A 23,304-nucleotide genomic window follows, 5' to 3' on the forward strand; every position below is an offset into this window, starting at 1 on the left:
AGTAGATGAAAAACGTAAAGTTTTTTCTAATGAGTTGGCTATGCATACATGTGTGCTTGTTCTTCCCCTTGCAAAGTCAGGCTGAGGAACAAATTGAGCCAGATCAAAAAATAAATGAAGTGAATGTACAAGAAGAAAATAAGGAATCTCAAGAATCTTCAGAGCAAGTGGAAACGAAACAAGATGAAGAGAAACAAAAAGAAGCAGAACAAGAAGTAGAACAAGAAGTAGAACAACAAGAAGTAGTAAATAAACAATTGAATGAAAGAAAGATAGAAACAGAACAGGGAATTATTACAGTAAATAAGCCGGAGCTTAAAGTTGGCGAAGAAATGCGAATTGCTGTAGAACCAAATGGGAAAAACATTCAAAGCATGAAAGGTATATTGCAGTTACAAAAAAATGGCGAGCAATATGCGCAAGAAAGAATACTATCTTTTGAGTATGATGAAGAAACGAAGAGCTGGGTTGCGAACTATAAAGCAGGGGATTTTGATTTGCAAGGTGATTGGAATCTTCAGCTCGTTCAAAGTTACAAAGAGAATGAGAAAGAAGAGATCGTAAAAAATGAAGTGAAAGTCCCGCTCATTCGTATTAAAAATGAAACGCCAACTATAGATAAAGAATTGCCAAAGTTACAGAAAGTTACTATTGATGAAGTAAAAGAGAACTTAGTTGAACGAAAACAGGGAGATTCTATACATATACGAGTAAAAGCGTCAGATATAGAATCGGTTGTAAAAGAAGTGCGCGTTACATTAAAAGGGAAAGAAAATAAAGAGCTTTCGTTTTTATTAGACTACAACAAGCATGATATGGATTGGCAAAAAGTATTTGAAATAACAGAAGCATTGCCGGCTGGGCCATACGAATTACTTGTAGAGATAATAGATGCAGCAGGTAATAAACTTGTTGAAGAAAGTGAATATACCATTTCTGTTTTGGCGCCAAAAAACGAAGATGATAAAAAGATAGAAGAAAAAGAGAAAGAAGATAAATTAGATAATAAACTAGAAAATGAATTAGAAGATAAGAAAGAAAATGAGAAGCAAGAAGATTTGAAAATCAAAAACCCGCTTCCAGAAGAAAAATTGCCAGTTGTTCAAATTCCGAAGCAAGATGAGAAAGTAAATAAGTTTATAAAAGAACCGTTGAAAGAGAAAGAGGAATTTACTTACGTTATAAAAGAGCCGTTCGAAGACAACAAGGAAGTACATAAGGCGAAGGACCAAAAAGAGAAAAATAACAAACAAGTTGTCTCTAAAAAGAAAGAACAAAAAGAAGAAACGAAAGACAAGGAAGAAGAAAAAGGTGAACAGGGAGTACAAGCTTCGGATGTATTTACTATCATGTCAGGTTTGTTCGTACTGTTTTTAGTTTTAAAGAGTAATAAAGAATGGGGCTAATTATTTCATAGTAGTGGAGGCGCTTAAATGGAGATTAAACGTACGACAATTGAAGATAAGACGCTACAACCATTAAAACAGCCTGCAGCTATTTCGGAACATGAAATCCAGAAAGAACGAAAGCGTAGCAATTTAGTGTTTACTGGACAGTCTAAAATTATTTCGAAAAATAATGAGATAGGTATTTTACTTGCAAGTTTAAGTGATGGAAAGATTATGAAGGAAATGCTTTCTAAAGAGATGGATACAGTGTTACAACTTTTTAAAAAGTTACATACGTTATCTGAAGAAGGAAAGCAATCAGAAAAAGTGTTTGAACAAGTAATTAGAAGCCTGCAAGGACTTGTTAAGCAGGCGCATATAAAAGAACTTCCTTTGTTAGATGGAACATATGATTTCGCTGAAGTGCAACTATCATTTGGTAGAAAAGTACATATTCCTTTACTAGATGTAAGTGCACTCATCTCTAGAGTGGAAAGTGATTCTTCAGAAGGAAATATAAATTTGATGGTAACGGTTATTACTGCTTATATAACGAAATTGTCTAACGAAACGATTTTAATTAGCGTTACAGACCGCATTGCTAAAGATCGGGATGTAAGTGTATGGAGAGCGCTTGCGGAAATGAACATGACACAATTATCACAGGCATTGAAACAAACGATGCAAGAACATAAATGGTCTATGACGTTTCTTTTTCTCTTCATATGGATTGTCGGTATTATTTTAATTCGAGTTATGTAAAAAGGTCGTCACTCCATTGTGACGACCTCTTTTATATTTTTTCGTAGAAGAATGTATCAAATCGCTGAAGATTGTAACGTTCGGGTGTTAAAATTTGTTCCGTACTACCAACAAATAGTACACCGCCTTTTCGTAAAGAACGACTAAATTTTTCGTAAAGTTTTACTCTTGCTTCTTCTGTGAAATATATCATTACATTACGACAAATAATCAAATCATAATTTGTATCGAATGACTGCATTAAAAGGTCATGTTGTTTAAACGAGACGTTTTGTTTAATGTTTTGATGCAATGAATATAGACCATTCTCTTTTGTGAAATGACGTTCTTTCAAATCAGTAGGTAATTCCTTTAACGAACGTTCTGTATATTGAGCGCGTTTTGCGGTTTCTAAAATATGAAAATCAAGATCTGTTGCTTGAATTTCAAAACGAAATGGAGCTAGATGCTTTGATAAAATTAAAGAGAGTGTATATGGTTCTTCACCAGCAGCGCAAGCGGCACTCCATACCTTTAATTTTCCGCTATTTTGTTCGAGTAATTTTGGTAGTGCTTTCGACTCTAAAGTTTGCCATCGTTCTTTATTTCTAAAAAACTCTGAAACGTTAATTGTAATATAGTCAATAAAATTTAAAAATAAATTTTGATCAGCGCGTAATTTGTTTAAAAAATTAGTGTAGTTTTCGAAGCCTTTTCTCGAAATGAAAGCATCGATTCTACGGCGCATTCTATCTTGTTTATATGAAGCGATGTCCATATTGAATTGTTGTTTAAAACTCGCGATAAAATGATCATAATCTTGTTCAATTATCATATTTACAATGGGCACAATAATGGTATTGTGCCTCCCCCTTTACATCATACGAATTTTTTGTTCAAAGCTTTTTTTCATTTGCTTTTCATGTAATCCTGGTAAATCATAAATGACAGCATCAATACCTGCTTCTTTTGCAACATCGACAGGGATGACAGATGTATGTTTGTCCCCGTTATAAAAACAGAGAACTAAATCAGTGTCTTCAATAATTTGTTTAACAAAAAACATATAATCTGATCGGTAAATGGAGTCAGAAGGATGATCAAAAGCAACATATTCGGCTCCGTGTTTTTTTAAGTAATCAACGACTTCTTGAAATTCATCTGTTATTGCTTGTAATGGTTGCAGCGTGTAAAGGCATAAATTTTGAGCGAGTCTTTCATTCTCAACGAAAAAACGAAGAACCTCATTTTCAATAGATTTATAACATAATATGTAAATTTTATGTTTGTGAGCATAGTCAGTTAAAAATTTTTTAATTTCTTCTTGATCTAATGCTGTTAATTGATTTGAACCACAAAGGAAAATATTCATAGAATTGTGCCACCTCATGCTAAATTGTAACATATCTTTTATAAAAAATAACTGCAAAATATTACTGTTCAGAGTATAATTATAAATAACTGGATTTTACGATTAAGTTTAGGAAGAAATAAAAAAATAAATAGGTGATATATATGCTACGTTCTATCTCGCATAATCCAATTTTATCGCATATACCGCCTGCTACTCAAATGCCGAAAGAAGCAAATGTCAGGACAGGACTTGCATTTTCGGATAATTTGCATGCAGATCCGAAAAAAGATAAATTGCTAGAACAAATGGAAGCGTTTGTCGATAATATTGGAGAAATTAAAGAGAAAATTGAAATGGAATTAACGCTTGATAATGTAATGGAATACAAAAATACAGTAAAATCATTTTTGAATTTTTACGTTGATAATGTATTGCAGTATAAAGATGTCATGTCTCGTCACCCGCGTTACGGATATTCACAGAAAATGACGATTGTTAAACAGGCAGAAATGGGATTGAATGAATTAGAAGATGTTATGAATTTAATTAATACGAAAACAGGACATTTAGAAATGTTAAATCAAATTGGAGAAATCCATGGTTTAATTGTGAATTTAGTCTTGTAAAAGAAAGGAAGCTATATGTACATACAATTATATGAAAAACTCGTTATTATTCAAAAAGCGTATGAAAATATTCAAGCGCTTGGAGAGCAAATATATGAGAATTTAAAAAATAAAAATGTAAATGCAGTTCAAAAATTGCAAGTAGAGCAATTGCAGTACATTGATGGTTTAAAAGGGTTATCAAGCTCATTAGAAGAAATGGTTGTTCAGTTCTGTAAAGAACAAGGGGTTGAATCGTTTCGTGTAAGTGCGTTATTTTCGTATTTTTCTCAAGAAGAAATTGAAAAAATGGAAGAATTACAAAAAAACGTAACTGAATTAGAAGAGAATGTAAAAATGCTTCTTTTGAAAAATCAATATTACTTAAACGTACTATTAAAAACTACAGAAAGTATTGTGGATTCTGTTTCTGAATATAATTTAGAGCGAAACAATAATTCGCAAATCTTTATGAATGAACTATTGTAAAGGAGAAGTGAAGCTTTATGAGATTATCTGATTATAATACACCGCTATCTGGTATGTTAGCGGCTCAAATGGGGTTACAAACAACGAAACAAAACTTGTCTAACATTCATACACCGGGTTATGTTCGTCAAATGGTGAATTACGGATCTGTTGGAGCAAGCAATGGTCATACGCCAGAACAGAGAATTGGTTACGGTGTACAAACGCTAGGTGTTGACCGTATTACTGATGAGGTAAAAACGAAGCAGTTTAATGATCAATTATCTCAGCTCTCTTACTATAACTACATGAATTCAACTTTATCACGTGTAGAGTCTATGGTTGGAACGACAGGGAAGAATTCATTATCTAGTTTAATGGACGGTTTCTTTAATGCCTTTCGTGAAGTAGCAAAAAATCCAGAACAACCAAACTACTATGATACATTAATTTCTGAAACTGGGAAGTTCACTAGTCAAGTAAATCGTCTTGCGAAAAACTTAGATACAGTGGAAGCGCAGACGGCAGAAGATATTGAAGCGCATGTTAATGAATTTAATCGTCTTGCTGCTAGTTTAGCAGAAGCGAATCATAAAATTGGACAAGCGGGTACACAAGTGCCGAATCAACTTTTAGACGAACGAGATCGCATCGTTACAGAGATGTCTAAGTATGCAAACATCGAAGTATCTTATGAATCTATGAATCCTAATATCGCGAGTGTTAGAATGAATGGTATTTTAACAGTAAATGGACAAGATACATATCCACTTCAATTAAATAAAGAAAAAGACCCAATGTCAGTTGAGATTTACGGTTCAGAAATCTCTGTAACTAGCGGAGCGATAAAATCAGCGATTGATACGAAAGCGAAGATTGTTGATTATAAAAAAAATCTCGAAGACTTAATGAGTTCAATGAAAAATCAAGTGAATACAGTGATGGGAAAAGATTTCTTCGTTGGAGATTATGCGAAAGAGATGAAGTTAAATCCAGAATTCCAAAAAGATGTTTCGAAAATGAAAATGTCTGCTGAAACAGCAAATAAACTAGCAGCAGTTACAGATGACGATTATAAAGAAGGTCTTTCTTATAAACAAGCATTAGACCAATTTATAGTTCGTGTTGCATCTGATAAAAGTGCAGTAAATGGTTATCAAAAAATTCATGGCGACTTACTAGAAGGTATTCAACAAGAAAAAATGAGCGTTGAAGGTGTAAATATGGAAGAGGAAATGGTAAATTTAATGGCCTTCCAAAAATATTTCGTCGCAAACTCTAAAGCTATTACTACGATGAATGAAGTGTTTGATAGTCTATTTTCGATTATTCGATAAGTGATAATAATTGATTGGAAATATATAAGGAGGAGATAGAAATGAGAGTATCTACATTTCAAAATGCAAACTGGGCAAAGAATCAGTTAATGGATTTGAATGTGCAACAACAATACCATAGAAACCAAGTAACTTCAGGGAAGAAAAATCTTCTTATGAGTGAAGATCCACTTGCAGCGAGTAAATCATTTGCGATTCAACATTCATTGGCGAATATTGAACAAATGCAAAAAGATTTAGCTGACTCAAAAAATGTATTAACACAAACTGAAAATACTTTGCAAGGTATTTTTAAATCTTTAACGAGAGCAGATCAATTAACGGTACAGGCATTAAATGAGCCAAATGGTGAAAAAGAATTGAAAGCCATCGGTGCAGAGATTGATCAAATTTTAAAACAAGTTGTATATTTAGCGAATACGAAAGAGCAAGGTCGTTATATTTTCGGTGGTGATAGTGCAGAAAAGTCACCATTTACAGAAGATGGTACGTACCAGGGTGGACAAAATGATGTGAACTGGCAACTAAATGACGGTTATGAGTTAAAGGCATTCCGTAACGGAGAAGCATTATTATCCCCGGTTATAAAAACGTTAAAACAGATGAGCGAAGCGATGCAAAAAGGTGACCAAAAAGCGTTACAACCGTTATTAGGAGAAAATAAGAAAAACTTAGATGGCATCATTAACCGTACAACTGAAGTTGGTTCAACAATGAACACAATGGAGACGTTTAAAACAATTTTAAGTGAGCAAAATTTAGCGCTTCAAGAAAACCGTAAAGAAATTGAGGATGTTGATTTAGCGGTCGCAATTTCTGACTTGGCATATATAAATGCGACGTATGAAGCGACACTTAAAGCAGTTAGTACGATGAGTAAAACGAGTATTTTAGACTACATGTAATCTACAAGGAGTGAGAAAAATGGCAGGAACAACGATGACAGGTATTGGTGGTAGACAACAAATTTGGAACCTCGGAAATAATATGATCGATACTTCTAACCTAGTAGAATTAGAAATGCAAGCGTTAGATATGAGAAAAACACCATATACGAAAGAAAAGAACGACCTTACAAATGATAAATTATTATATACAAGTTTAAAATCAGAATTTAGTTCTTTCACACAAACGTTTAAAAACTTAGCGGCTTTTAAAGGGAATGAGAAAAAAGTAACGACAACACAAGAAGGTTATATTAATGTAAAAGCAGATGGTGGTGCGATTGCAGGAACTTTTAATATGACAATTACACAGCTCGCGCAACGTCATCAAATAGCTTCTAATGAAATTAAAGATATAAATGCGAAACTTCCTAAAGATGAAACATTAAAACTAGGTGGTAAAGAATTAAAAGTAACAACTGATATGACATATAAAGATTTAATTAATAAGATTAATGATGGAGATTATGGCGTATCAGCTTATACACTTGGAAATAAAATTTTCATGACCTCGAAAAAAGAGGGAACAGATGGACAGATTAAGTTTGAGGCGAACACATCTACACTATTTCAAGATATGGGTTTAGCTAAGGCGGATGGCACAGCGCTCAATACAATCAATGAAGCACAAAATGCTATGTATACTATTAATGGTATCAAAGGGGAAGGTTCTACTAATACAATTGAAGCTCTTCCTGGTGTGAAAATTGAGTTGTTAAAGGTAACTGAGCCGAAAGTAGAAGGAGCGCCAGATGCTAGTACAACAACAGATCCAAAAGCAAAAGGTATAGATCTAAAATTTACAGTAAATGACTCAAACGTAACAGACGCATCGAATGTTATTAAAAAAATGGTAGCTGATTATAATAAAGCTGTTTCTACAGTAGATATCTTTGCTGGAAAAGGTGGAGCTTTCCAAGGTCAAGCTATTATGCAAAGTGTACGTCAGGCAATGAACAATGTCGTAACATTTTCTCAAGATGGTAATTATTTATTCACATTTGGTATTCAATTAAAGCAAGATGGAACGATGGAAGTTAATGATGAAAAATTAACACAAGCATTAAAAGAAAAACCCGATGCAGCGAAGCAATTTTTCTTTAGTTCTAACGGTTTAGGAAAAATGATGGAAGAACCGCTTGATAAACTATTCGGTGATAAAGGTGTAGTCGGCGAGAGAGTTAAAAACATTGACTCACGTGTAAGTGATTTAGATAAAAAGATTAAAGATATTGAGACGCAAAACTTGCAAAAGCAAGATGAAATCGTGAAGAAGTATCAAAAGCTAGAGAGTACATTGGCGGCGCTTGATAGCCAACTAAAAACAATTAAAGCAATGACAAAACAAAAAAGTGATGATTAATGAAAGTTGAGGAAGTGATTGTATGCAAGCATGGCAACGTTATATGCAAAATGATATTATGACGAGTAATCCGATTAAAAATACAATTTTTATTTATGAAAGATGTATTGTAGAGTTTCGTAATTTAGAAGAACTTTTACATACTTTTAAACTTCAAGAAGGGGACGCACTTCTTGAAAAATTAGAACGTATTTTTGAAGAACTAAAGCTTCAATTAAATCCTGAGATTACGAAAGATTTATATGATAGTCTCTATGGTTTATATGATTGGATTAGCATTCAAATTCAAACGATGAAAGTAACGCGTGAAGCGAAAGATATTGATGCAATTGTGAAAGTGTTACAAGATTTAATAGACGGTTACCGCGGAGCACTTGAAAATGAACAATGATATTTATCGGACGTTTGTCAGCTGTTTTAATGAAATCGGTGAATTGCAAGTGTCAGACAGAGAGTTTGCTGAGAAGAGTGAGATGTTAAATCGCTGGATGATGACATTGGATGAAGAAACGCGTGCACAAGTTGCGGCGGAGGTAAGCCCGTTCATTATTAAGGCAGCACAGCATATTCGGGATAAGCAAAAGATTTTGGAAGAAATGATTATGACAAATGATGGGCGAATGAAGGCTAATTCATTTTACGGTAAATATTAATAATAACGTCTGGAAACAGGTTCCCCTTTTAAAAGGGGGTCTATTCCTTCGTTTACATAAAGAACCCGCTGATTGAGGTTTCATTTTATGACTGTGATGAAATAATAATTGTAATCTAAATAATAGAAAAATGGACTTTAGTTTATATATTGAAATGTTCTATAGATTACCGTGTGTATACAGTTTTTTGCATTCTTTTTTATATTTTTATATTTTTCTAAAGACAACAATGAAAAAATGGAATAAAATATGTAAGGGTACATAATAGTAAATATTTTAATAAATGCATATAAGAAAATAAATAATGAAGTGAAACTTCTATCAGTGGATCATTAAGTTAGAAAAGGAAGGGTGTGGAATATGCCAGATTTAGTGAGTGATGTAAGCCATTATATGAATTATTTAGTGACGAAACGAAATACGGTTTCTAGTAATATTGCAAATGCGAATACACCTGGCTATAAAGCACAAGATGTAACATTTGCTGAGCAGATGAATAAAAGTAGTGCATTATATAAAAACAATGCGGCTGATTTAAAGAGCAATCCAGATTTATATCAAACGAATGAAATGCACTTGCCGACAGTAAATACGAAAAATACATATGCAAAGATTCAAACAAAATCAATGCAAACGAATAAAGACGGAAATAGTGTGGATGTAACGACAGAAATGCTAGATTTAATGAAAGCAAATCAGTTATACGGTATTTCAGTTAACGCAATTAATACACAATATGCAATTAACCAAGCGGCACGCGGACGTTAAAAGTAGAAGGAGAGACAACGGATGTTTCAGGCAATTAATGCAAGTGGCTCAGGACTAACGACAGCGAGAAAGTGGATGGAAGTTACTTCTAACAATATTGTAAATGCAAATACGACGGCGGCTCCGGGGGCAGATTTATATGAGCGTCGTAGTGTGGTGCTAGAATCAAACAATAGTTTTGCAAGTATGCTAGATGGGGCTCCTACTAACGGAGTAAAAATAAAAAGTATTGAAGCAGACAAAACGGAAAATTTAGTGTATGATCCGACGCATCCGCACGCAAATGAAGAAGGATATGTGCGTTATCCCAATATTGATGTAACTGCTGAAATGACGAATGTAATGGTTGCTCAAAAAATGTATGAAGCGAATACGAGTGTATTAAATGCGAATAAAAAAATGCTTGATAAAGATTTAGAAATCGGCCGAGGATAAGGGGGAAGATAGTAATATGAAAATTCAACCAATGTTACATACACAACCATTTGGAGCAATTCAGTCAATTGGTGCACCGAAAACTTCTCAAACATCTGTAGTTGAGGGGAAAAAGTTTATTGATTTATTGGAAGATATGAATCAAACGCAAAACAATGCGCAAACAGCAGTATATGATTTACTAACTAAAGGGGTAGGAGAAACACATGACGTTTTAATTCAGCAAAAGAAAGCTGAGTCTCAAATGAAAACAGCTGCTCTCGTACGTGATAATCTTATTGAAAATTATAAGTCACTAATTAATATGCAAATTTAGGAAAGTGGACGGGTGTGTTTAAATGGAAAAGATGAAAAATGTTATTCAATCGTTAAAAACGTGGCATAAGTTAGTAATTGGTGCTGCGCTTTTAGCGATTGTAACAGGAGCACTTTTATACTTCACCTTGCCAGATAAATATGTTGTTGTATATCAAAATTTAAATGATACAGATAAACAAGAGATTACAGCAGAATTATCGAAGTTAGGTGTCGATTATCAATTAGCGGCCGATGGTTCGATTCGTGTGCAAAAGAATGATGCTCCATGGGTTCGAAAAGAAATGAATGGGATGGGCTTACCGTTTAATTCGAAAAGCGGTGAGGAAATTTTATTAGAAAGCTCTCTCGGTTCAAGTGAGCAAGATAAAAAAATGAAGCAAATTGTCGGTACGAAGAAGCAATTGGAGCAAGATATTGTAAGAAATTTTGCGACAGTTGAAACGGCAAATGTTCAAATTACATTGCCTGAAAAAGAGACAATTTTTGATGAAGAAAAAGCAAAAGGAACAGCGGCGATTACGGTTGGAGTGAAGCGTGGACAATTGTTAACAGCTGATCAAGTTGCGGGTATACAGCAAATGATTAGTGCAGCGGTTCCTGGTGTGAAAGCAGAAGAAGTAAGTGTTATTGATAGTAAAAAAGGTGTTATCTCAAAAGGAGCAGATGAAGCACATTCTAGTAGTTCCTCTTCTTATGAGAAAGAAGTAGAGATGCAGCACCAACTTGAAGGTAAATTAAAGCAAGATATTGATGCAACGTTAATGACGATGTTTAAACCGAATGAATATAAAGTGAATACGAAAGTATCTGTAAACTACGATGAAGTTACACGTCAGTCAGAAAAGTATGGTGATAAAGGTGTACTTCGTAGTAAACAAGAGCAAGAGGAAAGCTCTACTGCGCAAGAAGGGGCAGATACGAAGCAAGGTGCTGGTATTACAGCGAACGGTGAAGTGCCAAACTACGGTACGAACAATAATCAAAATGGTAAAGTTGTCTATGATAATAAAAATGGTAACAAAATCGAAAACTATGAAATAGATAAAACAGTTGAAACAATTAAGAAACACCCAGAATTAACGAAAACAAATGTTGTTGTATGGGTAGATAATGATACGCTAGTAAAACGTAGAATTGATATGACAACTTTTAAAGAAGCAATCGGAACAGCGGCAGGACTTCAAGCTGATCCGAACGGTAACTTTATAAATGGTCAAGTTAACGTTGTAACTGTTCAGTTCGATCAGCCGAAAGCAGAAAAAGAGACAGAGCCAGAAAAAAGTGGTATGAACTGGTGGTTATTCGGTGGAATTACAGCTGCCTTATTAGCGATTGGTGGCCTAGTATGGTTCTTATTAGCAAGACGTAAGAGAAAGAAAGAAGAAGAGGAATATGAAGAATACTTAGCAGAAGAGGAAATTGCTGCAAGTAATGAAAGTATCTTGGAAATTCCTGAAGAAAAAATAGTGCCAGAGCCAAAACCTGAACCAGAAGAACCGAAAGAACCAACGTTAGATGAACAAGTGCAGGATGCTACGAAAGAACATGTAGAAGGAACTGCAAAAGTAATTAAAAAATGGTTAAACGGACAGTAAGGGAGGAACAACGATGCTAGATGAAATCTCCTCCAAAGAAAAAGCTGCCATCCTTATTCGTACATTAGAAGAAGGGGTGGCAGCAAAAGTCATTGAATATATGACAGCTGAGGAAAAAGAAGTATTACTTCGTGAAATCGCAAAGTTTCGTGTATACAAACCAGAAACGTTAGAAAATGTACTAGGAGAGTTCTTATATGAACTAAATGTAAAAGAATTGAACTTAGTCACTCCAGATAAAGAATACATTCGTCGCATATTTAAAAACATGCCAGAAGACGAACTGGAAAAATTATTGGAAGATCTTTGGTATAACAAAGATAATCCGTTTGAGTTCTTAAATTCACTTACAGATTTAGAGCCACTTCTTACAGTGCTTAATGATGAGTCACCACAAACAATTGCAATTATCGCTTCTTATATTAAACCGCAACTTGCGTCTCAATTAATTGAGAGATTGCCAGATCATAAGCGCGTTGAAACGGTAATGGGTATAGCGAAACTAGAACAAGTTGATGGTGAGTTAATTAATCAAATTGGTGAGTTGTTAAAATCGAAATTAAATAATATGGCATTTAGTGCAATTAATAAAACTGATGGCTTGAAAACAATCGTAAATATTTTAAATAATGTTTCACGAGGTGTTGAAAAAACAGTCTTTCAAAAGCTGGATGAAGTCGATTATGAGTTATCTGAGAAAATTAAAGAAAATATGTTTGTCTTTGAAGACTTACTTGGTCTTGAAGATCTTGCGCTTCGCCGTGTATTAGAAGAAATTACAGATAACGGTGTTCTTGCGAAAGCACTTAAAATTGCAAAAGAAGAAATTAAAGAGAAATTATTTACATGTATGTCTTCAAACCGTAAAGAGATGATTCTAGAAGAATTAGATGGCTTAGGACCGCTTAAGATGACGGATGCTGAAAAAGCGCAGCAAACGATCACTGGTACAGTGAAAAAGCTAGAGAAAGAAGGAAGAATTATCGTTCAAAGAGGTGAAGAGGATGTCCTTATTTAAAAACAGAATTCCGAAGAATTCTGTTTCTTTTTCTGAAGAAACGTATGAATTACAATTTCCAAAACCAGCTTCAGTTCAAATAGAAGAGGAAGAATTACAAGCTGATCATGCAGAACTTCGCGCCCAGCAAGAATCATTACATATGGAAATGAATCAGCTAAGGCAAGAGAAGCAAATGCTAGAACGAGAGCGGCAGCAGTTATTACAAGATAAAGAACAATTTCAAATGCATATTCATGAGCAAATGGAACAGATGGAAGCAGCGCGTGTGCAATTTCAAAAAGAACAACAAGAAATAGCGTATGAATGGACAGAGTTATTATGGGATCAATCTTTTCATCTAGCAGAAAAAATCGTGAATCAAGCGGTAGATTCACGATTGCTTGATGTGTTACCTATTTTAACTGGCATCGTGCAAACATTGCCAACTTCGTTTGAAAAATTAATCATTACAGTACATCCAGAAACGTTTGAACGTATTCAAGAAGAGAAGGAGAATACGAAAGAATATTGGTTACTACAATTAGTAGAATGGAAATATGATTTCTCCCTGCAGTTTGGTGAATTTGTTCTGGAAGAAGAGAAAGAGTTCTTTGAATTTAAATTTGCACCTATATTTGCGAAACTTCGTCAGAAATGGGAAGAAGAGAAGTTATTTGAGGAGCAAAATGTATGAGCCGCCTGTTAATGAATGAGAACGAAAAATGGAATAAGTTTATTAAAACACCGCTGTATACGAAAGTAGGCAAAGTTCATAGTGTACAAGAACAGTTTTTCGTAGCAAAAGGGCCGAAAGCGAAGATTGGAGATGTTTGCTTCGTTGGAGAACATAACGTCTTATGTGAAGTGATTGCCATTGAAAAAGAAAATAATATGCTACTTCCATTTGAACAGACAGAAAAAGTATGTTATGGAGATTCAGTGACATTAGTTTCAGAAGATGTTGTTGTACCACGTGGTAATCACTTGCTCGGAAAAGTGTTAAGTGCAAATGGTGAAGTGTTAAATGAGGAAGCTGAAAACATTCCATTACAGAAAATAAAACTAGATGCACCACCTATACATGCATTTGAACGTGAAGAGATTACCGATGTATTTGAAACAGGAATAAAATCAATTGATTCTATGCTAACAATTGGTATCGGTCAAAAGATTGGTATTTTTGCTGGGTCAGGTGTTGGTAAATCAACTTTACTTGGAATGATAGCAAAAAATGCAAAAGCTGATATAAATGTTATTAGTTTAGTAGGGGAACGTGGCCGGGAAGTAAAAGACTTTATTCGAAAAGAGTTAGGCGAGGAAGGTATGCGAAAAAGCGTCGTTGTTGTAGCGACGTCAGATGAAAGTCATCTTATGCAACTTCGTGCAGCGAAACTCGCAACGTCTATTGCTGAATACTTCCGTGATCAAGGTAATAACGTATTACTTATGATGGACTCTGTTACTCGTTTTGCCGATGCACGAAGAAGTGTTGATATTGCTGTTAAAGAGTTACCGATTGGTGGTAAAACACTGTTAATGGAAAGTTATATGAAGAAGTTGTTAGAGCGGTCCGGAAAAACACAAAAGGGATCTATAACAGGTATTTATACGGTGCTTGTTGATGGGGATGATTTAAATGGTCCTGTACCAGATTTAGCACGTGGTATTTTAGATGGACATATCGTATTAAAGCGTGAGCTTGCAACGCTTAGTCATTATCCTGCAATTTCAGTATTAGATTCAGTAAGTAGGATTATGGAAGAAATTGTTTCGCCACATCATTGGCAACTTGCAAATGAAATGAGAAGGATTTTATCAATTTATAAAGAAAATGAATTGTATTTTAAGCTAGGAACGATTCAAGAAAATGAAGAAAATGCTTATATTTTTGAATGTAAAAATAAAGTAGAAGGCATAAATACATTTTTAAAGCAAGGTCGATCGGATAGTTTCCAATTTGATGATATCGTTGAAGCGATACAGCATATAGTATAAGGCCTCTGCCCAAGAGGTCTTATTTTTTTGTTTTTTAATATTTCACAGATTTTTTTGGAAAAAAACTATATAATAGAAAAAGAGAACGTTATAATAGAAAGGGGCTATGAAAACAGGTGGATAAACAGCAGTACGACACAATAAAATTGCAAATAAACCAAGAAAAAGAACATATTTTAAAAGAAGTGTATGAATTAACAGCTGAAAAAAGAAAAATAGAACAAAAAAAAGAATATGATTTATATGTTGTGAAATCGCGTAGTAAAGTCGTACAAACTGGGCAACGTATTATGGCTGGCATGCTTTCTTCACATACGTTTTCACCTGAAAGAATAGAAGAATGGAATCGAAAAATTAAAAAAACGGAAGGTTTTATTCAAAAAAATGAAAGCCTTTTAGAGCAAGTAAAAGAAAAAGAACGTGTCATTGATGAGATGTATCAAGAAGATTGCAAAAAGCTTGCGAAAGCACAAGAAAAGCTGGAAGAAAAAATGCTTCTGGATTTGAAAATGTGTATGAATGGATGAGGTGAATGTAGTGATACAGTCTGTATTACCGGTGCGACAAAGTTTACCTCCGCAAAAAGAAAAAGGGCTAGAAGTACAATCAAAAAATGAAGATTCTTCATTCGATCGTACGATGAGAATCGAAAATAAAAAACAGCCGCAAACGGAGAAAACGAAACGAGAAGAAGCACCAAAAGAAGAGAAAAAAGAATATAACCTTTCTAAACCATCGGTAACGAAAGAAGAACCAATTGTAAAGAAAGAAGAAAAAAAAGAGACAGAACAGTTGTTATTAGCTGTATCTGAGCAAATGGTTGCAATTGAGCAATTACATGTGCAGCCGGAATTGTTATATCAATACATACAAAAAATACAAGAGCTATATAAAGAATATGGCAATATTAAACTTAATGAATTACCTGTAGCTGAATTACAACAATTACAAGAACTTCTTTCAAATATGAATATCAAAAATGCTATATGTTTAGAAGATACAATGCAAATGGTATTAGACAAAATGAAGATGCCAGAGCAAGCGATGCAAGCATTGAAGGCTGTAGAAACAGAAACTTGTAATATTGCAAAGAAACAAGAAGAGTTTAAAGACGTAGATCTTCCGAAAGCTGAGAGCGATGATGCAAAGATAGAGTTGCCAGAAGTTGATGCATTAAACGATTCGAGCTCTGCAGGTGCAGAATTATTAAATAAAACAACGAGTACCGAACAAATAGGGAAATCAAATAGTGGTGCTGAGAAAGTTTCATTACCTGACTTAGGAAAGAAAATGGAAGCGCAAGTAGAAGCGCTGCAAAAATTTGTAGTGAAACAAGAACGTGTTTTATTTCAGTTAAATCCAGAAAAACTTGGTACATTAACAGTGTTTATGAAAAAACACGGAGATCAAATTGACGTTCACGTAGAAATGGAAAAACACGATGCGAAAAAACGTGTTGAAATCATTTTTGATGAATTGAGATTAAAGTTAAAAGAAAAAGAAATCAATATTCAAATTAGCTATTCAGATAAAGATGAAAATCGTAAAGAACAGCGAGAACAAGAGCAAAGGCAAAAACAGAAATTAGCAAATACAAATCATGAAAAACAACAATCAACAGAATTTGCGGGATTATTGGAGGAATAAAGCGTGCCAACAGTTGGATTAAATACAACGAGTACAAATCATATTCCGTTACAAGCAGGAGCGCAAAAAAGTAATGTACCTGTTAATGGTGTACAATCGCCAGTGCAACAAAGTAATGGAGTTTCAGCAGGAGCGCAAAAGACTCCTGGGGTAATGGGGAAAGATGATTTCTTAAAATTGTTTTTATCAAGTTTCCAACATCAAGATCCATTTAATGCGATGGATATGAATCAAATGATGAATCAGACAGCGCAGTTATCTCTTATGGAACAAGTACAGAATATGACGAAAGCAGTAGATAAGCTGCAATCAACGATGTATTCAACAGCACTTGATGGTGGAATGAAGTTTTTAGGGAAATACGTAAGAGGTGTTGACGGTGACGGAAACAAAGTAACCGGTCAAGTAGAAACAGTTCGTCTTGCGGAAAATAACGATGTACAGCTCGTTATTAATAATAAAGTTGTCTCTCTTCGTTTCGTTGAGAGAGTGTCTGATAAACCGATTGGGGAAACGAACCCAGAAGACGTAAAGAAAGACGATCAAAAAGTAACTGAAGAAGTAAAAAATACAAATTCATAAGGAGTGTCCATACGTTATGATTAAAGCGTTATATACAAGTATTACAGGGATGAATGCAACACAAAATGCATTAAGTGTAACTTCAAATAATATTGCCAATGCACAAACAGTAGGTTATAAAAAACAAAAAGCAATGTTTGATGATTTACTATATAACAATTCGATTGGTGCAAAAGGTGACGGTAAATACGCAGGAACGAATCCGAAAAGTATTGGTAACGGTGTGAAAATGAGTGGTACTGTTACGGATTATAGTGATGGTACAATTACGTTAACAGGTGGCAAAACACAAGCCGCAATGGAAGGTAATGGTTTCTTCGTTGTAGGTGATTCAAAAGGCGGAAATATGGAATTTACTCGTAAAGGTACGTTTGGGATATCTTCAGATTACTATATTACGAATACTGAAGGTCAATACGTATTTGCATACCCTGCAAATGAGGCAACTGGTGAAGTTGATTTATCTGGAATTCCAGGACCGTTGCAAATTCCAATGGGAACAGCAATTGGTGGTATTCGAACATCGAAAGGGACCATTAAAGGGAATATTCCAACTGGTGAAAAACAAATCACACAAGATTTACCTGTATATGATAATGCGGGGAATACATGGACAATGCGTGTAGAGTTTAAACAAACGAGCGAACATAATTATACATATAAAGTGCAAATGCGTAATGACTCGAAAAAAGAAACAGAGTTTAAAGATGTTCCAGGTGCAGGTGGTAATATGACATTTGATGCTGTTGGAAATCCAAATCCGAAAGAGCAAGGAGCTAATATTCCATTTGATGGCGGCTCTATAAAATTAGACTTAAGCCATTTAACAAATCATCCAACAGATAAAACATTATCAGTAACAGACGTAGATGGTAGAGCAGCAGCGACGGTTAAAGATTGCTTCATTGCTGACGGTGGATACGTAATGGTAAAATATTCTGATGGAAGTATGAAATCTGCAGGTCAATTAGCTGTTGCGATGTTCCCGAACGAAGGCGGACTAATGAAAACAGGTAATGGTAACTATACGGCGACGAATACAACAGGTATTTTAGCTCTTGGTACATCTGGTCAAAACGGTGCAGGTAAAGTACGCGGTGGTGCACAAGAAGGTGCTAACGTAGATTTATCTGTAGAATTCGTTGACTTAATGTTATACCAACGCGGATTCCAAGGAAATGCGAAAGTAATTAAAGTTTCAGATGAAGTATTAAATGAAGTTGTAAACTTAATTAGATAATATATCGCATGGAAAAAATGTAATGGAGTAGAAAGGGTTTTTTATTCGTATGACAAGACAAGAGCGAATTTTACAATTGCCTTTTTTCAAAAATAAACGTGAACTTGCCGAGCAAGTATTAAAAATAGAACGAGAAGAGCATGTATATTTACCAGATCAATTTGAAATTAAGCAAGTGCCTCCGTATTCATTTGGCGAAAAACAAGCAATCATTGGCCGTATCCATGAGTTTTATTTCATAAGTGTTGGTAGCGATACTGTTTGGAAGTATCAACTGTTTAAGGATGAGATGAAGTGTCGTGAGTTTTTTGTTATGTTGCCAAATATTACGGATCAGCAGATAGCGTTTTGGTTTAATAACATAGAGTTATTGAAAAGTTCTTAAAAAAATCTAAAAAGCTCTTTTTAGGGTTGACGAGAGGACCCAGCGTTGTTTTTGAGCGGTTAGTGCCTAATAGGGCCTCGACTGGTGTGTAAGGACAAAGGTATGGAGAGTTACTAGGGTGGTATAAGAAGAGGTAAGCAAAGTTTAGTGTGGATAAACAGTTATGGTCCAGAAGAGCTCCTAGTTGTAAGAATAGAGCTATGGAGGCGTACTGAGATAGTTGGGGATGAGATAATCATTTCATAGTAGGACAGTGCCTTCTGGATAGTATATGACAATAGATTTTTATAAAAGGAGAGGTGAGGAGGATGGCGCAAAATAAGTATCGCGTTACATTCATTTCGCCGAGTGAGGTTGAGCAGCGGACTGTAATGGCGGCGAATAGTTTGCCAGATTTAATTCGTAAAGTAGAAAGTATTATCGCAGATCCAAACGGTTATTTTGTGAATGATAAAAAAAATAATTGTTATTTTAAAGTGATTAAAGAAAATGTTACGTTTATTCAATATGAGTTACTATTTTCGGATAAGGAAATTCATATTGAAAAATTAAAACATATAGCACCGGTAGTATTAAAGCGATTATTCGAAAAAATAAATGACCCGGAATTATATGCACTCGCGCTACTTGATGTTGATATAGCAACGAAAGAATATGTGCTAGCAGAAATGAATTCTGAGCTGAGAATAAGAGTAGAGACGGAGCTTTCGAAAAAATGGGAAGCAATGCCGACAGAAATTGTAGGGGCGCAAGAAGTGTTATTAGAAGCACTTGCTTCGTTTATACAAGATTAATTGTTTTTTAATAAAATGAATCGATCGACTATCTATATTTTTTATATAGGTAGTTGACTTTTTCTCTTTTATAAAGCTTAATAATTAGATATACGGAATTAATGGAAGGGGAGCGACACCTTTATGTCACAAGCACAAAGTATTTTATTAGAAAGCGGAACAAATGAATTAGAGATTGTTACGTACACTGTTGGTGAAAACCTATTTAGTATTAATGTAATGAAAGTACGTGAAATCATTAATCCATTCCCTGTTACAACTGTGCCAGAATCTCATCATGCAGTTGAAGGTGTTGTTCAAGTACGTGGTGAAATTTTACCTGTTATTAACTTGGCAATGGCTCTTAATTTAAAGTCAACAAAGCCACTTGATCAAACGAAATTTATCATCTCAGAATTAAACCAAATGAAAGTTATTTTCCGCGTGGATGAAGTACATCGTATTCAACGTATTTCGTGGGAACAAATTGATGAACCAGCTTCATTATCTATGGGACTAGAAGAAACGACATCTGGTATTGTAAAACTAGATGGCAAAATCATCTTACTATTAGATTATGAAAAAATTGTATGTGAAATTAGCGGCACTGGTTATGATAATAAATCAATTGCAGGGTTAGAACAAAAAACAAATCGAGCTGAAAAAGTAATTTATATTGCAGAAGATTCAGCAATGCTTCGCCAAATATTAGAAGAAACATTATCATCAGCTGGATATACGAAAATGAACTTCTTCAGCAATGGTGCAGAAGCGTTAGCGCAAATTGAAAAATTAGCGAAAGAGCAAGGCGAAAAAATGTTTGAACATATTCACTTGCTAATTACGGATATTGAAATGCCAAAAATGGATGGACATCATTTAACGAAAGTGGTTAAGGATAGTGAAGTAATGAATCGTTTACCAGTCATTATTTTCTCTTCATTAATTACAAATGAATTATTCCATAAAGGTGAAGCTGTAGGAGCAAATGCTCAAGTAAGTAAGCCAGATATTCAAGAGCTAATTGGTTTAGTTGATAAGTTAGTGCTTTAAAAGCTTCTATTTAGCCGGAATAGAAGCTCTAGCTAAGTGTTGAGCGGTCAGTGCTTAATAGAGCCCTATGCGATGTTGAGACCAGAGATATGGAGTGGTTATAGGTAAGTAGAAGAGCTGGCGTATAACATTTTTCTATTTAGTAGGAATAGAGGAACTACTTATGTAAGGAAGTTTTCAGTGCTTAATAGAGTCTCATGCGATGTGAGTTCAGAGGTATGAAGTAGTTTTAGGTAAGAAGAAGTGAGACTTTGATTGAGGATTTGAAGACTGGGTTTATAACTCTATTCTGTTAGAGAGAGGAAGGAATTAGCCAATGCTACATATGGCTAATTCCTTTTTAGTATTCTATACTTTAAGCTGGTAGAAAAATGAAAGGTTTCTTGGGTGTTTGTCGCTGTATGTGTGAATAATCTTTATTTAGAGATTTTTGATTTAAAAATATAAGTGAACGTATTTTTTTGATTACTTGAGTAACATTTCGTGGTAACGCAAATTTTTTCGGTGAAAAAATATTCAAAATACCATATAATATAATTAAATGTAATTAATATGCAATTTTACATATTAATAAAAAAACATTTTCCAAATTTTTATACTTTCTATACATTTTTGTATGTTAATTATTTGACAGATAATTTCGAACTGTTATAATATGGATATGTAAAAATTGCTATTTTCTTAAAAGACATGGGAGTCAGATGAGAATTGTGAAAGGATGAGGGGGAGTGGCACAGATTATGTATCACCACACAGCAATTAATGTATTAGGTCTTTTACAAAACATGTCAAATAATAAAATGAACGATATGCAACTAGAAGCGGAATTAAAAAAAATAGAAAAAGAATTCCAAGTAAAGTATGAAGAGTTAGTTGATTTACATAATAGAATGGTATTATTTCAAATAGATATAGAAAAAAATGGCGGGATGCGAGCATATGAAAAATCAGCAATTACATGGCTGAAGTCTGAATTAGAGCTACTGTATGAAGTGTATCAATTTTGTCAACGTCACGGTTTAAACATTTTAAATATTTCAAAATACGTAAGTAAAAATGAACTAAATCTTTTTCCAAAAACAGAAAGTCAATTGCAAAATACGTATTATAAATTGAAAAAACGTGAAATACCATTTGAAAATATTGAAAAACAAAAACCGGGACGAAAGCGAAAATATATACCAGTAAAAGAGACAATCGTTGCAAGAAAACAAGAAAACGAGTACGAATTAAAAGAAGAAATCCAGCATAAAGAGGATGAAAAAAATCTTGTAACAGTTATATCTGGTATCGTTGATAACTTTGAAACAATTAATCAATGTAGTGAAAGGAAAGAAGACGAACTACATCAGTTTATGGAAGGTATTTATAAGCTTTCTAGCATGGCAGCAGGGCGTTCTAGAGAAGCAAAGAATACACGTAGTCTAGAAGGTGAATTGCAGTCGTTACAACTAGAAAATGAAAGGCTAAAACGAGAGAAAGAAGAGCTTGTACAAGATATTAAAGGTATGACGCAGCTTTTAATTCATTTCATTACAAGTTCTGATATCGATCAAATTCGTAAATTACCAACTTTCGTACAAGATTGTAAAATGGAATTACATAAACTTGGGCTATATAATGCACAAGACGGAAAAATGAAAATAATGGTTGACCGTAGCGGACAAGTTATGACGGTAACACAGTAATAAAATTTGGGTACAAAATAAAAGGGAGATACATAGTTTATATGTATTTCCCTTTTATTTTGTATGGAATCGTTCCAAAGAAGGAAGATTCATTTTTATAATTGTAGTAGTTTAGAGACCATTTTCGGAATTTGGTTCGCTTGTGAAACCATACTAATTGCAACTTCAGTCAATAATTTGAACTTAAAAAAATCACTCATCTCCTGCGCCATGTCTGCATCTTCAATTCGAGATGCAGCATCTGTTAGGGCCATACTTTGGCTATTTAAATTTTCAATATTAAACTGTAAACGATTCATCATAGCCCCAAGATCAGCACGATGAAGTGATACATTTTGTAAAGCCTCTTCAATTTTACGAATTGCCGCTCTTGCTTCCTGTTCTGTTGAAATCTTGATGTCATGTTGTGTAGGGGAAGGGGAAATAGATTTTGATATATGTACCGTATGACCGATATCGTCTAATGTAATAGGGTGGTTTTGACCGTCAAATACGGATAAATCATTAAACTCAGTCGTCTCATCAATATAGCCAATTTGTTCTGTTAAAGATTGAAACTCTTTATTTAACGAATTACGGTTTTTATTTGAATTTGTACCATTTGCAGATTGAACAGCTAAATCACGCATACGTTGCAAAACATTCGTTACAGTTTGAAGGGCAGCTTCTGCTGTACGTAGCATCGATATCGCATCCTCATTATTACGAATCGCTACACGCATACCACTTGCTCTCGCATGCATACGAGTTACAATCGCAACATTTGCAGGATCATCAGAAGCATGGTTTAACTTCTTACCAGTCGCCAAATGCTCCATCGCAACATTCATACGCTTCTCATTTTCATACAACGACTGCCTAGCATTCATACTTAAAACATTCGTACTAATACGCATAATAGACACTCCTTATAGATTGATATAGTTAGTGTTCTAAAGCTAATAAAAGGTCATGAAAAGATAAAAAGGCTTA

General features: G+C 34.3%; 27 protein-coding genes. 24 read left to right on the top strand and 3 right to left on the bottom strand.

The genetic code is table 11. From position 1 onward, the window contains the following. Positions 1–5 precede the first annotated feature (5 nt). Together MKY21_RS08270 and MKY21_RS08275 are read left to right on the top strand one after the other, a co-directional pair. Entirely contained in the window at positions 6–1,406 is a 1,401-nt protein-coding gene (locus MKY21_RS08270) for a transglycosylase (protein WP_086392177.1), read from the top strand. Positions 1,407–1,433: 27 nt separating this feature from the next. Then, positions 1,434–2,150, top strand: coding sequence for a hypothetical protein (locus MKY21_RS08275; RefSeq protein ID WP_030024807.1), 717 nt, complete (start codon positions 1,434–1,436; stop codon positions 2,148–2,150). A 31-nt stretch (positions 2,151–2,181) separates the two neighbouring features. Here MKY21_RS08275 and MKY21_RS08280 read toward each other — a convergent pair whose 3' ends face one another. Beyond that, positions 2,182–2,964 carry a CheR family methyltransferase gene (locus MKY21_RS08280; RefSeq protein ID WP_021728666.1) on the bottom strand — a complete coding sequence of 261 codons (783 nt, stop codon included), beginning with the start codon at positions 2,962–2,964 and terminating at the stop codon, positions 2,182–2,184. Positions 2,965–3,003: 39 nt separating this feature from the next. Continuing rightward, positions 3,004–3,501 (bottom strand): flagellar motor switch protein FliG, encoded by a 498-nt coding sequence (locus MKY21_RS08285; RefSeq protein ID WP_001020110.1) that lies wholly within the window; start codon positions 3,499–3,501, stop codon positions 3,004–3,006. Positions 3,502–3,644: 143 nt separating this feature from the next. Between MKY21_RS08285 and MKY21_RS08290 the strand changes: the two genes are divergently transcribed. The 22 genes from MKY21_RS08290 to MKY21_RS08395 all read left to right on the top strand — a co-directional run bounded on the left by MKY21_RS08290 (position 3,645) and on the right by MKY21_RS08395 (position 22,332). Further along, a complete protein-coding gene (locus tag MKY21_RS08290) occupies positions 3,645–4,109 on the top strand; it encodes a YaaR family protein (RefSeq protein WP_000946323.1) in 465 nt (154 codons plus the stop codon). Positions 4,110–4,124: 15 nt separating this feature from the next. Further along, positions 4,125–4,577, top strand: a complete 453-nt coding sequence (locus MKY21_RS08295; protein ID WP_000275885.1) for a hypothetical protein — start codon at positions 4,125–4,127, stop codon at positions 4,575–4,577. Between the two features lie 17 nt (positions 4,578–4,594). Then, positions 4,595–5,893, top strand: a complete 1,299-nt coding sequence (flgK, locus tag MKY21_RS08300) for a flagellar hook-associated protein FlgK (RefSeq protein ID WP_001239711.1) — start codon at positions 4,595–4,597, stop codon at positions 5,891–5,893. 41 nt (positions 5,894–5,934) lie between these two features. Continuing rightward, positions 5,935–6,798, top strand: a complete 864-nt coding sequence (locus tag MKY21_RS08305; protein ID WP_001266405.1) for a flagellar hook-associated protein 3 — start codon at positions 5,935–5,937, stop codon at positions 6,796–6,798. Positions 6,799–6,817: 19 nt separating this feature from the next. Beyond that, positions 6,818–8,200: a flagellar hook-associated protein 2 gene (locus MKY21_RS08310; RefSeq protein WP_044796755.1), complete on the top strand. Its 1,383-nt coding sequence runs from the start codon at positions 6,818–6,820 to the stop codon at positions 8,198–8,200. Positions 8,201–8,222: 22 nt separating this feature from the next. After that, entirely contained in the window at positions 8,223–8,591 is a 369-nt protein-coding gene (locus MKY21_RS08315; protein ID WP_001149516.1) for a flagellar export chaperone FliS, read from the top strand. Further along, positions 8,581–8,853, top strand: coding sequence for a hypothetical protein (locus MKY21_RS08320; protein WP_001058088.1), 273 nt, complete (start codon positions 8,581–8,583; stop codon positions 8,851–8,853). The genes MKY21_RS08315 and MKY21_RS08320 overlap by 11 nt, the downstream gene beginning before the upstream one ends. A gap of 360 nt (positions 8,854–9,213) precedes the next feature. Further along, positions 9,214–9,621 (top strand): flagellar basal body rod protein FlgB, encoded by a 408-nt coding sequence (flgB, locus tag MKY21_RS08325; RefSeq protein ID WP_001113109.1) that lies wholly within the window; start codon positions 9,214–9,216, stop codon positions 9,619–9,621. 21 nt (positions 9,622–9,642) lie between these two features. Then, complete coding sequence (gene flgC, locus MKY21_RS08330) at positions 9,643–10,056, top strand: flagellar basal body rod protein FlgC (RefSeq protein WP_000484680.1); 414 nt, start codon at positions 9,643–9,645, stop codon at positions 10,054–10,056. 16 nt (positions 10,057–10,072) lie between these two features. Next, positions 10,073–10,372 (top strand): flagellar hook-basal body complex protein FliE, encoded by a 300-nt coding sequence (gene fliE / locus MKY21_RS08335; protein WP_000701672.1) that lies wholly within the window; start codon positions 10,073–10,075, stop codon positions 10,370–10,372. Positions 10,373–10,394: 22 nt separating this feature from the next. Continuing rightward, positions 10,395–11,969, top strand: coding sequence for a flagellar M-ring protein FliF C-terminal domain-containing protein (locus MKY21_RS08340; protein WP_086392180.1), 1,575 nt, complete (start codon positions 10,395–10,397; stop codon positions 11,967–11,969). Between the two features lie 13 nt (positions 11,970–11,982). Continuing rightward, entirely contained in the window at positions 11,983–12,987 is a 1,005-nt protein-coding gene (gene fliG / locus MKY21_RS08345; RefSeq protein ID WP_000883364.1) for a flagellar motor switch protein FliG, read from the top strand. Beyond that, entirely contained in the window at positions 12,974–13,663 is a 690-nt protein-coding gene (locus tag MKY21_RS08350) for a FliH/SctL family protein (RefSeq protein ID WP_000051690.1), read from the top strand. The genes fliG and MKY21_RS08350 overlap by 14 nt, the downstream gene beginning before the upstream one ends. Then, on the top strand, positions 13,660–14,964 hold the full coding sequence (fliI, locus tag MKY21_RS08355; protein WP_044796752.1) for a flagellar protein export ATPase FliI: 1,305 nt from the start codon (positions 13,660–13,662) through the stop codon (positions 14,962–14,964). The genes MKY21_RS08350 and fliI overlap by 4 nt, the downstream gene beginning before the upstream one ends. Before the next feature lie 116 nt (positions 14,965–15,080). Continuing rightward, positions 15,081–15,491, top strand: coding sequence for a hypothetical protein (locus MKY21_RS08360; RefSeq protein WP_000360855.1), 411 nt, complete (start codon positions 15,081–15,083; stop codon positions 15,489–15,491). 10 nt (positions 15,492–15,501) lie between these two features. Continuing rightward, positions 15,502–16,611 (top strand): flagellar hook-length control protein FliK, encoded by a 1,110-nt coding sequence (locus MKY21_RS08365; RefSeq protein ID WP_137070144.1) that lies wholly within the window; start codon positions 15,502–15,504, stop codon positions 16,609–16,611. A gap of 3 nt (positions 16,612–16,614) precedes the next feature. After that, complete coding sequence (locus tag MKY21_RS08370; protein WP_086392182.1) at positions 16,615–17,193, top strand: flagellar hook assembly protein FlgD; 579 nt, start codon at positions 16,615–16,617, stop codon at positions 17,191–17,193. Positions 17,194–17,209: 16 nt separating this feature from the next. Then, positions 17,210–18,433: a flagellar hook protein FlgE gene (locus MKY21_RS08375; protein WP_000588321.1), complete on the top strand. Its 1,224-nt coding sequence runs from the start codon at positions 17,210–17,212 to the stop codon at positions 18,431–18,433. Positions 18,434–18,482: 49 nt separating this feature from the next. Then, positions 18,483–18,818, top strand: a complete 336-nt coding sequence (locus tag MKY21_RS08380) for a DUF3964 family protein (RefSeq protein WP_086392183.1) — start codon at positions 18,483–18,485, stop codon at positions 18,816–18,818. Positions 18,819–19,126: 308 nt separating this feature from the next. Then, entirely contained in the window at positions 19,127–19,612 is a 486-nt protein-coding gene (locus tag MKY21_RS08385) for a hypothetical protein (protein ID WP_000068301.1), read from the top strand. 123 nt (positions 19,613–19,735) lie between these two features. Further along, a complete protein-coding gene (locus tag MKY21_RS08390; protein WP_341075896.1) occupies positions 19,736–20,644 on the top strand; it encodes a chemotaxis protein in 909 nt (302 codons plus the stop codon). Positions 20,645–21,384: 740 nt separating this feature from the next. Beyond that, complete coding sequence (locus tag MKY21_RS08395; RefSeq protein ID WP_000274675.1) at positions 21,385–22,332, top strand: DNA-binding domain-containing protein; 948 nt, start codon at positions 21,385–21,387, stop codon at positions 22,330–22,332. Between the two features lie 95 nt (positions 22,333–22,427). Here MKY21_RS08395 and MKY21_RS08400 read toward each other — a convergent pair whose 3' ends face one another. Continuing rightward, entirely contained in the window at positions 22,428–23,228 is an 801-nt protein-coding gene (locus tag MKY21_RS08400) for a flagellin N-terminal helical domain-containing protein (protein WP_341075898.1), read from the bottom strand. Positions 23,229–23,304: the final 76 nt, after the last annotated feature.

The organism is Bacillus sp. FSL R9-9497, from assembly GCF_038005805.1.
GTDB classification, from domain to species: domain Bacteria; phylum Bacillota; class Bacilli; order Bacillales; family Bacillaceae_G; genus Bacillus_A; species Bacillus_A cereus.